General features: G+C 75.4%; 8 protein-coding genes. All 8 read right to left on the minus strand.

Annotated elements, in window-relative coordinates:
- Positions 1-44: 44 nt before the first annotated feature.
- Positions 45-824, minus strand: coding sequence for an exodeoxyribonuclease III (locus ACFZA0_RS30555; protein WP_391022928.1), 780 nt, complete (start codon positions 822-824; stop codon positions 45-47).
- Positions 825-935: 111 nt separating this feature from the next.
- Entirely contained in the window at positions 936-1,571 is a 636-nt protein-coding gene (locus tag ACFZA0_RS30560) for an MBL fold metallo-hydrolase (protein ID WP_391022929.1), read from the minus strand.
- Positions 1,572-1,609: 38 nt separating this feature from the next.
- Positions 1,610-2,956, minus strand: a complete 1,347-nt coding sequence (gene pcaC / locus ACFZA0_RS30565; RefSeq protein ID WP_391022931.1) for a 4-carboxymuconolactone decarboxylase — start codon at positions 2,954-2,956, stop codon at positions 1,610-1,612.
- Positions 2,957-3,253: 297 nt separating this feature from the next.
- A complete protein-coding gene (locus tag ACFZA0_RS30570) occupies positions 3,254-4,588 on the minus strand; it encodes a molybdopterin-dependent oxidoreductase (protein WP_391022933.1) in 1,335 nt (444 codons plus the stop codon).
- Positions 4,589-4,919: 331 nt separating this feature from the next.
- Positions 4,920-7,160: an SWIM zinc finger family protein gene (locus ACFZA0_RS30575; RefSeq protein WP_391022935.1), complete on the minus strand. Its 2,241-nt coding sequence runs from the start codon at positions 7,158-7,160 to the stop codon at positions 4,920-4,922.
- Positions 7,157-10,030, minus strand: coding sequence for an SNF2-related protein (locus ACFZA0_RS30580; RefSeq protein WP_391022937.1), 2,874 nt, complete (start codon positions 10,028-10,030; stop codon positions 7,157-7,159). The genes ACFZA0_RS30575 and ACFZA0_RS30580 overlap by 4 nt, the downstream gene beginning before the upstream one ends.
- Before the next feature lie 118 nt (positions 10,031-10,148).
- Positions 10,149-10,730: a sugar kinase gene (locus ACFZA0_RS30585; protein ID WP_391023203.1), complete on the minus strand. Its 582-nt coding sequence runs from the start codon at positions 10,728-10,730 to the stop codon at positions 10,149-10,151.
- 50 nt (positions 10,731-10,780) lie between these two features.
- Positions 10,781-11,980, minus strand: a complete 1,200-nt coding sequence (locus ACFZA0_RS30590) for an ROK family glucokinase (RefSeq protein WP_391022939.1) — start codon at positions 11,978-11,980, stop codon at positions 10,781-10,783.
- Positions 11,981-12,025 lie beyond the last annotated feature (45 nt).

Genomic DNA, 12,025 nt, shown 5'->3' on the forward strand with positions numbered 1-12,025 from the left:
CACAGTGCCGCGTCGACGGGCGCGGGAACGGGCGGCGGGGCCTCCTACACGTCCAGGTCGACCACGACCGGCGCGTGGTCCGAGGCACCCTTGCCCTTGCGCTCCTCGCGGTCCACGTACGCGTCGGACACGGCCTTGGCGAACGGCTCGTTGCCGTAGACGAGGTCGATCCGCATACCGCGGTTCTTGGGGAACGCGAGCTGGCGGTAGTCCCAGTACGTGTACGGGTGGTCGTACTTCAGCGGGCGCGGGACGACGTCGGACAGGCCCGTGCCGCGCAGGGCGGCCAGGGCCTCGCGCTCCGGCGCCGTGACGTGCGTGAGGCCCTCGAAGGCGGCGACGTCGTACACGTCCTCGTCGGCCGGCGCGACGTTGTAGTCGCCGAGCACCGCGAAGGGGCGCCCGCCCGCCGCGTCGTCGGCGACGGCCGCGCGCAGGGCGTCGAACCACTGGAGCTTGTACGCGTAGTGGGGGTGGCCGACCTCGCGGCCGTTGGGCACGTACACCGACCAGACGCGGACCCCGCCGCAGGTCGCGGAGACGGCACGGGGCTCCTCGGCACCGTCGTAGCCCGGGTCGCCGGGCAGGCCCTTGACCACTTCGTCGAGGCCGACGCGGGAGAGGACCGCCACGCCGTTCCACCGGCCGGTGGCGTTGACCGCCGCCTCGTAGCCCAGCTCGCGGAGCGGCTCGAACGGGAACTGCTCCTCGGCGATCTTGGCTTCCTGGAGGCACAGCACGTCGGTGCCGCTGCTCTCCAGCCAGGCGAGCAGCCTCGGCAGACGGGCGGTGATCGAGTTCACGTTCCAGGTCGCGATACGCATGCCCCCCAAGCTACCGGGCGGGTACGACAGCGCGGCTCGACTCCGGCCCGTCCACCGCGACCGCGCACGCGCCCCGGGGTCCGGGACCCCCCGGCCCGGACCCCGGCCCGCTCAGACGTCCGCCGCCTCGCCCGGCGTCAGCCGCAGGTGGTCGGTGCCGCCGAGGGCGCCGATCTGGTTGTCGTAGATCGGGCGTGCGAGATCGGTGAGCAGCGCGTCGTGCACGTCGTAGGCGCGCTGCGGCTTGACCTCGCGGACGTACTCGATGACCTCGGCGATCTTGTTCCAGGGAGCCATGACCGGGAGCATCAGCGTCTGCACGGGGTGGTCCGGGACGGTGAGCGCGTCGCCGGGGTGGAAGACCCGTCCGCCGTCGACGAGGAAGCCGACGTTGGCGATGCGCGGGATGTCCGGGTGGATCACCGCGTGGAGTTCGCCGTGCACCTGGACGTCGAACCCGGCGGCGGTGAACGTGTCGCCGTGCCCGACGATGTGCACGCGGCCCGGGAACGCCGCCGAGAGCTTGTCCGCCACCGCCCCCGACGTCCAGATCTCCGCCGCCGGGTTCGCCGCCAGGCCGGCCCGCAGCCGCCCCTCGTCGAAGTGGTCGGGGTGCTCGTGCGTGACGAGGATCGCGTCCGCGCCGACCGCGGCGTCCTCCTCGCTGAACCCGCCCGGGTCGACGACGAGGGTCCGTCCGTCCTTTTCGAGCCGGATGCAGGCGTGCGACATCTTGGTGAGCTTCATGCTCCCCATCCTGCCCCCGCCCGCCCTCCGGCCGCCGGTCACTCCGTGGGGGTGGTCTCCTCGCGGATGACCTGCTGCGCCACCCGGAACGCGCTGTTCGCCGCCGGTACGCCGCAGTAGACGGCCGCCTGCATCAGTACTTCCTTGATCTCGACCGGGGTCAGCCCGTTGCGCAGGGCCGCGCGCACGTGGAACTTGAGCTCGTCCAGGTGCCCGCCCGCGACGAGCGCGGCGAGCGTCACACAGCTCCGCGAGCGCCGGTCCAGGCCGGACCGGTCCCAGATCTCGCCCCACACGTACCGGGTGATGAACTCCTGGAAGTCCGCGGAGAATTCGTCGGCGCCGCCCAGCGCGCGGTCCACGTGGGCGTCCCCCAGCACCTCGCGCCGGACCTTGATCCCCGCGTCGTACGGGTCGGGCCGGCCCCCCGCCCCGAACGGCTCGACGACCGCGGGCGCGATCTCCGCGATAGGAGCGCCGTACTGCGACGACTGCGAGGACTGGGGCGACGGCGAGGACCGGAACGCCTGCGACGCCGTGACCGCCGGACGGCCGCCCGCGTACGGCGGCAGGGGCACCTGGCCGGTGGAGTGGTCGAACGGGGGCTGCCACGCGGTGGAGAAGTGACGGACCAGCAGGTCCGTGACGGCGGCCGGCTGCTCCACGGGCACCAGGTGCGACGCGCCGGGCACCACGGCGAGGCGCGCGTCCGGTATCCCCGCGACGAGCGTGCGGGCCTCGGCGGGACCGGTGACCTGGTCGTCCGAGCCCACGAGGACCAGCGTGGGCACGCCGACCCGGCCCAGCTCGGCGCGCACGTCGAACGCGGCGAGGGCCTCGCAGGAGGCGATGTAGCAGCCGGGGTCGGTGGTGCGGACCATCTGCACGGCCCACTCGGTGATGGCGGGCTGCGCGGCGGCGAAACCGCCGGTGAACCAGCGCTCGGGCGAGGTGCGCGCGATGGGTTCGAGACCGTTCGTACGGACGATCACACCGCGCTGGCGGAACTCGTCGGCGCTGCCGAACCGGGGCGAGGACGCGATGAGCGCGAGGGAGGCCAGCCGCTCCGGGCTGCGCAGGGCGAGCTCGACACCGATCGCACCGCCGAGCGCGCAGCCCGCGTAGCCGAAGTACTGCACGCCGAGCGAGTCGAGGGTGGCCAGCAGCCGCTCGGCGAGCTCGGTCACCGAGCCGGCCGGGTAGGCGGGGGCGCCGCCGTGCCCGGGGAGGTCGAAGCGGAAGACGCGCCACTGCTTGGTGAGTTCGGGGACCTGTCTGTCGAACATGTGCCAGGTGGTCCCGAGGGAGGGACCCAGGATCAGCACAGGGGCGTCGTCTGGTCCGTCGAAGCGGTACTGGAGGGGCGGCGTCTGCGTCTGGCTCACTCGCCTTACGCTCTCACATCTCGCTGAATCGGCGGGAACGGGGTGCGGGGAGGACGATTGGGCGGTACAGCCGTGGTCCCGGCCGGTCCCGCGGCCGTACCGACCGCCGTACCGGACCGCCGGGCCGCCGTCACGGCGGGAGGAAGGGCCCCGTCTTCACGGCCTCTCCCCCCGTCCGCGACGACACCCGCACGGCAACAACCGCCGACCGGTGCCAACTGCCGGACCGGTCGCCCCAGTTGCACAGAGGGCCTCGTACCGACGGCCGGCTCGCAGCGACGGTCTGCGGCCGCGTCCTCACACCGCCCGCACCGGATGGCGCACGACCGCGTCGAACAAGTAGCCCTGGGTGTTCGGGACGGTGACGTCCGGCTGGGTACGCCCCGCCGCGTCCGTCGCCCGCGCCAGCAGCTCGTACGGACCCGGGGCCGGCGGACGCCAGTCGGTGGACCAGCGCACCCACCCCGACCGCCGCGGGGCGTCGTGCAGGCGTGCCTTGTGCCAGGTCGAGCCGCCGTCCGTGCTGAGGTCGACGCGGACGACCCCGCCGGCGCCCGACCAGGAGCGGCCGGTGAGGCGGTGCCGGACCGTGGAGTCGAGCGGCGCGTCCCAGGCGAGTTCGAAGGCGCTCTTGAGGGTCTGCCCGGTGAGCGGGGCGCTCCCCCCGGGCGGGTAGGCGTCGCCGAACAGCCGGTAGAAGTCCGTGTTCCAGGGCGAGTAGAGCGGCTGCGCCGACACCTCGATGTCGCCGACCCACTTCACGGACGCGATACCGACCCAGGACGGCACCAGCACCCGCACCGGAGCACCGTGGTCGGGCCCCAGCGGCTCGCCGTTCATCTCGTACGCGAGCAGGACGTCGTCCAGTGCCTTCGCCACCGGCAGCGGCCGGCGCACGCGCCCCAGGCTGGTGCCGTCCGCGATCACGTAGTCGGCGTCCAGGCCGCGCGGCATCACGTCCACTGCGTGCCGGGTGAGCCCGGCGGCACGCAGCACGTCGGACAGACGTGCGCCGCGCCAGGTCGCGAGGCCCACCGCGCCCAGCGTCCAGGCCGTGCCGGTGACCGTGTCGCCCTGCTGGGTGGTGTAGAAGCTGCGGCCGTTGCCCGCGCACTCCACGAACGCCGTGCGCGTGACCGCCCGGAAGCGCTTGATGTCCGCGAGGCCGAGGACCGTCTCCCGCCCGTGCGCGAGGCCGTCCCCGTGCAGGGTGAGGGTCCAGGTGTCCGCGTCGAGGACCGGGGTGGCGGTGTGGTTGCGGACGAAGAAGTGGTCCGCCGGGGTGTGGTAGCCGGTGTCCGCCAGGGACTCGAAACGGGTCTCCGCGTTGGTGCCCCGGACGGTGAACCACTCGTCGGGCAGCGGCTTCACAATGCCCGGCGAGGTCGCCGCCGCGGCGGGCCCCGCGAGGGCGGTGAGCCCCGCGGGCACCGCCCCGGCCAGTCCCGCCGCCGCGAGCAGCCGCAGCAGGTCGCGCCGGGCCACCCCGTCGGCGCGCGCCTCGCCGGCCAGCCACTGGCGCAGCCGGCGGCGGTCGTACTCGGCCTCGGCGGGCGGGAGTCGGGAGGCGTGCCGACCGGGAGCGGTTTCGACGGCGGTGTGCTTCGCCGGGGGCTTCACGGGGGATTTCATCGCGCGCAGGGTCCTTCCTGGCGTACGGGGACGGGGAGTTGGGGCGGAGAGGTGGGTGGCAGGTGCGGGGCGGCGCGCGTGAACCACCGGGGTGCGTCGTCAACCGGGCTCGCGTGCGCAGGGGTTGGGCTACCGGGTGGCGGCAGCCGTGCGGGGACGCGGGGTCACACCGACACGGGGCGACGACAACAGCGCGACGCGGGCACGCGGAACCGCGGGGCGGCCGGGCGGCGTCGGCTGGAGGTCATGTGCGCCATCGTAGGAGGAGAGGGTCAACTCCACTTGCGAACACGGGAATTGAGCCCCGCGCGGGATACCGGCCCGTCGTCGCTCAGACGCCGTCCGGGCCGGCCACTCCGGTCAGGGCGCCCACCGGGTCCAGGTCCGGGGTGCCGCGCGGCCACCAGTCGTCGTGGGCCGGTTCCGACTCGTACGCGTACCAGACGCCGTCCCGGCCGAACCTCAGCTGGACGTGGCCGTGCGGGTGGGTGAGGCGGTTGTGGAAGGGGCGGAACGCGGGCAGGCCCGCCGCGAGCAGGAGCGCGCGGGCGCGGTCGAAGCGGCCGGCCGGCGGGTCCCAGGTCTCCTCCAGGACGGCCAGTCCCTCGTGGCCGCCCTGCCGCCAGGCCGCGACGGCGCGGGCCAGGTCGCCCGGGGAGCGGCCGGCCGCCGCCGAGAGCGACGAGTACAGCGTGCGGGTGGCGACGGTGAGGCCGGAACCGGGGCGGGCCGCCGCGAGCCGCACGGCGTCCTCCCACAGGCTCAGCCCGCCGACCGGGTCGTGCCCCGTGGTGAGCAGCGCGTGCGCGCGGGCCGCCGCGTCCGTGGCCAGCTGGTCGAGGGCGAACGTGTCGGGGCCGCCCGGCACGCCGGGGTAGACCGGCGGCTGCTCGGGATGCGGCGGCGCCTGCTGCGGACGCGGGAGCGGCGGGAGGGTGCGCGGCGCGAGCGCCTCGGTGGCCCGGACGCCGGGCAGCGGCGCGGGCCCCTTCTCCTGGGCGGCGCGTGCCGCGCGGGCGGCGCTGCGCCGCGACAGGTCGTCGAGCACCTCGCGCTCACCCCTGCCGCGCAGCAGGAACAGCACGAACGGGTCGGCGTCGAGCAGCCGCGCGGCCTGGTAGCAGAGGGCCGCCGCGTGCTTGCAGGGGTGACCGGAGTCGGGGCAGCTGCAGTGCGGGTCGAGGTCTCCGGGCAACGGCAGGAGCGGCACCCCGCAGTCGGCGAGGGTCGGCGGCACCTCTCCGTCGAGCAGTGCGGCGATGTGGCCCGGCCGGTCGGCGGCGGCGTCCAGGAACCGCTCCCACTCGTCGTCGTCCAGCGTGCGCAGCCGCACCTGCACGCGGTAGGGGCGCACCCGGCTGCCCTTCACGTACGCGAGCACCAGCCCGGGGGTCACGGTGATCGCGTCGACGTGACCTCCCTGCGCGTAGGCGCGTCCCCGTGTCAGGCGGGCGGTGTCCAGCGCGCCCTCCTCCAGCGCGGTCACCCAGGCGTTGCCCCACCAACTGACCGCGAACGAGGCGTCGTTCGCGGTCGCGCGGGCCGCGACGGCGGGGAAGGTGCGGCGCAGGTCGCCGTCGCGGTGCGGGGTGGCCATGGTGCGGGGGCTCTGGGGGGCGGCAGCGGGCGGGGCGGCTTCGGGGACGGCCGCTGGGCGCGGCGCGTCCGGGGTGCGTCGCGCCGCGTGTTCGGGAGCGGGTTCGGGGCCGTCGTCGGGGCGGGCGGCGGGCTCCGGGGCACGGGCAGCGGCCGGGGCCGGGGACGGGGCCGGGGTCTTCCGCCAACTCCCCTTCGTGTCCTGCACGTTGGGGGTGCGGTCGGCGTCCGGTTCGTCGGTGCCGGAACCCGTTTCGGTGTCGGTTTCGGGGTCGGCGTCGGTGTCCGTGCCGGTCGGGAGCTTGAAGGCGCCCGCCAGCAGTTCCCGTACGGCGCGGGCCGACGCGGCCCCGGGCGGCGGGTCCTGCGGAGCGCCGCGGCGTGCCGTGCGGGCGCGCGGCGCGGACGCGGGGCGGGTTCCGCGGCTCGACGGGGTCTTCCCCGTACGGGGCGCCCTCGGTTCCGACCGGTCGCCGGTGGCCGCGTGTTCGTCGTCGGCCCGGCCCGCGGGTGCCGCCGGTGCCGGCCCGCCCTCCTCCGCCACGGCACGGGCACGTGCCGCGCGCAGGGCTTCCCGGGCCACGTCGCCGGGGCGGGCGCCCGGCGACGGCGGCGGAGCGTCCTCCGGTGCGGGTTCGTCGGCGCTCGTGGTGCGGGCCGCCGCCGGGGGTGCGGGCGGGCGGCTCGTCGTCGCCGCGGCGGCGAGGGCAGCGCGCGCCACGTTCGCACCGGGCGTGGGATCGGCCGCGCCCGGCGCGGTCTCCTCGGCGGGCGCTGCGCCGCTCTCGGCCGCGTCCTCCCGTGCGGAGCCTTCCCCGGGCACGGTGGCGTCGGCGGCGGCGTCGCTCTCCTGCGGCTCCCGCGCCTCCCGCTCCCTTTCGCGTGCCTCGCGCAGCGCGCGGCGCGCCACGTCTGCCGGACGGGCACCCGGCCCGGCGCGCTCGGCGTCTCCGGCCCCTCCGGCCGCCGGGCTCACGCCTGCCTCCGCAGCGACACCAGGTCGGACAGCTCCCGGTCGGTCAGTTCCGTGAGCGCCGACTCTCCCGAGCCGAGGACCGCGTCGGCCAGGGCGCGCTTCGCCTCCAGCATGTCGGCGATGCGGTCCTCGACCGTGCCCTCGGTGATGAGGCGGTGGACCTGGACCGGCTGGGTCTGGCCGATGCGGTAGGCGCGGTCGGTGGCCTGTTCCTCGACGGCCGGGTTCCACCAGCGGTCGACGTGGACGACGTGGCCGGCCCGGGTGAGGTTGAGGCCGGTGCCCGCGGCCTTGAGGGAGAGGACGAGGACGGGGATCCGGCCGTCCTGGAAGTCGTCGACCATGCGTTCGCGCTCCGGGACCGGGGTGCCGCCGTGCAGCAGGTCGACGGGTACCGCGCGGGCGGCGAGGTGGGCGGCGACGAGCCGGGCCATGCCCACGTACTGCGTGAAGACCAGCGCGGAGCCGTCCTCCGCGAGGACGGTGTCGAGGAGTTCGTCGAGCAGGACGAGCTTGCCCGAGCGTTCCGCGAACCGGTCGCCGCCCGCCGGTGCCTCCTTGAGGTAGAGGGCGGGGTGGTCGCAGATCTGCTTCAGCGACGTGAGGAGCTTGAGCACCATGCCGCGCCGGGCGATGCCCTGGGCCGTCTCGATGGCGAGCATCGCCTCGCGCACCACCGCCTCGTACAGGGCGCCCTGTTCGCGGGTGAGCGGGACCGGGTGGTCCGTCTCCGTCTTGGGCGGCAGCTCCGGGACGATGCCGGGGTCGGACTTCTTGCGGCGCAGCAGGAAGGGCCGTACGAGGCCGGCGAGGCGTTCGACGGCCTGTGCGTCCTCGCCGTTCTCCACCGCGCGGGCGTGCCGGGCGCGGAAGGACTTCAGGGGGCCGAGCAGACCGGGCGTGGTCCAGTCGAGGATGGCCCACAGTTCGGAGAGGTTGTTCTCGACCGGCGTGCCGGTCAGGGCGACGCGGGCGGGCGACGGCACGGCGCGCAGCGCCTTGGCGGTCGCCGAGTAGGGGTTCTTGACGTGCTGGGCCTCGTCGGCGACGACCATGCCCCAGGGCTGTTCGGCGAGGGTGGCGACCGCGGTGCGCAGGGTGCCGTACGTGGTCAGGACGAAGCCGCCGTCCAGGCCGTCCAGGGTGCGGTCGGGGCCGTGGAAGCGGCGTACGGGCACGCCCGGGGCGAACCGGGTGATCTCCCGCTGCCAGTTGCCGAGCAGGGAGGCCGGGCAGACCACCAGCGTCGGCTCGCTGCGGGCCCGCTTCAGGTGCAGTGCGATCAGGGTGACCGTCTTGCCGAGGCCCATGTCGTCGGCGAGGCAGCCGCCGAGGCCGAGGGAGGTCATGAGGTCGAGCCAGGCCAGGCCCCGCAGTTGGTAGTCGCGCAGGGTGGCGTGCAGACCCGGCGGCGGCGCGGCCGGGAGGGGGCCCGCGGTGAGGCGGTCGCGGAGGGCGGCGAGGGCGCCGACGGGGACGGCCTCGACGCTCTCGCCGTCGACCTCCGCCGTGCCGGTGAGGGCGACGGACAGGGCGTCGACCGGGTCGAGCAGGCCGAGTTCACGGCGGCGGGCCTTGCGGACGAGGGCCGGGTCGACGAGCACCCACTGGTCGCGCAGGCGGACGACGGGGCGGTGCGCCTCGGCGAGGGTGTCCATCTCGGCCTCGGTGAGCGGGTCGCCGCCGAGTGCCAACTGCCAGCGGAACTGGAGCAGTTCCTCGCTCTCGAAGAAGCCGCTGCCGTCGGTGGCCGAGCCCGGGGCGGTCCGCACCACGGCGGCGGCCGACAGGTCACGCGCGAGGTCGCGCGGCCAGTGCACGGCGACCCCGGCGGCGGCCAGCCTGGTCGCCGCGACACCGAGCAGGTCGCCCAACTCCTGTTCGGACAGGGCGAGTACGTCGGGCACGTCCTGCTCGGAGAGGCGGTCGAGCGGCGCCCAGACGCGGGCGGCCCGGCGCACCGCGAGGGCGGCGTCCACGCGGGCGCGGGGGCCGAACGCGGCGTCCGCGCCGCCGCTCCACAGGGCCGCCGCGTCGGCGACCAGGGTGGGGTCGGCGAGGCTGTGCACCTGCACGACGGCCGCTCCGGCGGTGCGGACCTCGCCGCTGTCGTCGAACAGTTCGTACGCGGACAGGTCCAGGCGGAGCGAGACGCGTACGCCCGCGTCCATGCCGGCGGCGACCTCGGCGGCCCAGTCGTGCGCCCCGGCGGGCAGCCGCTGCGGGGGGCGGGCGGCGAAGGGGCCGCCGAGCGCGTGGGGCGCCGCGGGGGTGCGGGGCAGGGTGTCGGCGACGGCGTCGAGGAAGGAGCGGGTCAGCGCCTCGGGATCGGGCAGCCGCAGCGGGCCGGGTCCGGTGAGCGGGACGGCGTGTCCCTCGGGCGGCAGGGCGGCGGCGACGGCCCGCAGGTGGGCGATGTCGTCGGGGTCGAGCGGGCCGGCCCGCCAGGCGTCCAGGCCGGCCGGGGTGAGGCCGGGCAGCAGCCGGCCGCGCGCGGCGAGTCGCAGGGCGTGCAGGGCGGCGGCGCCCCAGCAGGCGGTGGCCGGGTGGGCGGCGCGGTCGTGCCGGGCGCGGACGAGCAGCGGGAGGGCGTCGTCGAGCGGCAGGGTCAGCGCGGGGACGGTGCGGCGGCGGGCGCCGGTGCCGTGCCGTCGTACCACGGTGAGGTCGACGGCGTCCCCGGGCGGCTCGTCGCCCCAGACGTCGCCGTCCGGGTCCCAGAGGGCGACACGGCTCTCGCGCGGGAGCGGCGCGGGAAGGAACACGGCGGCCAGCCGCACGGACGGGCCGCCGGCCCGCTCGGGCGCCGGGCCATGCGCGGCGGCGGGCCCGTGCGGGGCCGTCGTGCCGTGTTCGGTCACCGTGGTCATACGTCGTGTCACCTCCCCGCCCGTCGGTCGTGCCGGTCGTTCTCGACTTTACGGGCGGGGTCCGACAATCGGCTCCGGCAGCCGGCCGGCCGCGGTGCGCGGGGGCCGGCGGGGCGCGCTACGGGACGGTGCGCGAGACGACGTAGACCATCGGGAAGCGCGGGTTCTCCAGGTTGACCACGACGTCCTGGGTGGGCGCCGGGTCCTTCTGGCTGTTGACCAGGCCCCACCAGGGGTGGCGGTCGTGGAAGACCCAGCCGACGACGGCCTGGTCGCGGGAGTTGATCGTGATGTCGTTCTTCTTCAGCGTGGCCCGCGTCGCGCCCATCGACTGCAGGTAGGTGTCCAGGCCCGCGTTGGTGAGCTGGAACTGCGCGTAGAGGCGGCTGGTCTTCCAGTTGTTGGTCTCGTAGTAGGCGACCTTCGCCGCGGGGTGCGGGATGGGGACCTGGTACAGGCGGCGCTGGACCTTGGAGGGCCAGCCGGCGACGAGGCCGGTCGCCGAGTACTTGTCCTCCTTGTCCTTGCCGCTGTTGCGGCTCTGGTCCGCGGAGATCACGAGGTAGCCCGCCGGGACGCCGATGAGCAGCACGATGATCAGCAGGGTCGTGGCGCGGCGGCGGAACCGGTGCCGGGGGTCCTCCGGGGGGCGGCCGGGCTCGCCCGGGGAGACGGTCTGGTGCGGCAGATCCGTCGCCACGGCGGCTCCTGGGTGCTCCGTCGTCACAGCGACTCCTGGGTGTTTCGTGGTCACAGCGAGTCCTGCGACTCCTGTGCGTCCTGGGTGCGGCGGTCCTGCGCGTACCGCTCGTACCGTTCGTGGCGTTCCACGCGGCGGCGCTTGGCGCGGCGGAAGCGGCGGGCGACCAGGCGGGCCAGGTCCGCGGCGCCGACCATGCCGGCCTCCGGGCCGAGCTGGGCGCGGGCGAGCCGGGCCTCGGGGCGGTAGCCGCGGCCGGTGAGCTGGCGGCGGAAGGCGTCCCGGGCCGGGCCGATGAGCAGGTCGTCGGCGGCCGAGACACCGCCGCCGATGACGAAGCAGGACGGGTCGAGCGCGGCGGCGAGGTTGGCGATGCCGACGCCGAGCCACTGGCCGATGTCCTGGAGGAGCTCGACGCACATGGCGTCGCCCTCGCGGGCCAGCTCGGTGATCATCGGGCCGGTGATGTCGGCGATGTTGCCCTTGACGTGCTCGATGATCCCGTAGGCCACCGGGGAGTCCGCGGCGGCCAGCTCGCGGGCCTCGCGGACCAGCGCGTTGCCGGAGCTGTACTGCTCCCAGCAGCCGCGGTTGCCGCACGGGCAGCGGTGGCCGCCGGGGACGACCTGCATGTGTCCGAACTCGCCCGCGACGCCGAACTTGCCGCGCTTGACCTGCCCGTCCTCCAGGATCGCGCCGCCGATGCCGGTGCCGAGCGTGATCATGACGAGGTGGTCCTCGTCGCGTCCGGCGCCGAAGCGCCACTCCGCCCAGGCCGCGGTGTTGGCGTCGTTGTCCACGAGCACCGGCACGGACAGCCGGCCGGAGAGGCGGTCGCGCAGCGGTTCGTTGCGCCACGACAGGTGGGGGGCGAAGAGCACCCGATTGCGGTCCGCGTCGACCCAGCCGGCCGCGCCGATGCCGACGGCGTGCACGTCGTGCCGGTCGGAGAGGTCCAGGACCAGTTCGACGATGGTGTCCTCGACGACCCGGGGGCTCTTGGACTTGTCCGGCGTCTCGGTGCGGACCTTCTCCAGGATGTTGCCGTCGGCGTCGACGACTCCCGCCATCACCTTCGTGCCGCCGATGTCGATCCCGACCGTGGGAACGCGGGGCGCCGTCAGGTGCGAACGGCGCTCACGCGTGCCCACGGTCCGCAGCACGGGGGCGCGGCGCGAACCGATCGGGGCGCTGCCGGCCCGTGCGGTGCTCAGTGCCCGCGGCAGGGCGAGGTCGCGGTAGGTGCTCATCGCGCCGATTGTGCCTCACCCGCGGGCGGCGCCGCATGGCAGCGC

Origin of the sequence: Streptomyces sp. NPDC008150 (assembly GCF_042956945.1) — a bacterium.
In the GTDB taxonomy this organism is placed as follows: Bacteria; Actinomycetota; Actinomycetes; order Streptomycetales; family Streptomycetaceae; genus Streptomyces.

Coding starts and splice junctions, on each gene's coding strand:
- ACFZA0_RS30555 (WP_391022928.1), bottom strand. CDS start 824: ATGCGTATCGCGACCTGGAACGTGAACTCGATCACCGCCCGTCTGCCG.
- ACFZA0_RS30560 (WP_391022929.1), bottom strand. CDS start 1,571: ATGAAGCTCACCAAGATGTCGCACGCCTGCATCCGGCTCGAAAAGGAC.
- ACFZA0_RS30590 (WP_391022939.1), bottom strand. CDS start 11,980: ATGAGCACCTACCGCGACCTCGCCCTGCCGCGGGCACTGAGCACCGCA.
- ACFZA0_RS30580 (WP_391022937.1), bottom strand. CDS start 10,030: ATGACCACGGTGACCGAACACGGCACGACGGCCCCGCACGGGCCCGCC.
- ACFZA0_RS30570 (WP_391022933.1), bottom strand. CDS start 4,588: ATGAAATCCCCCGTGAAGCCCCCGGCGAAGCACACCGCCGTCGAAACC.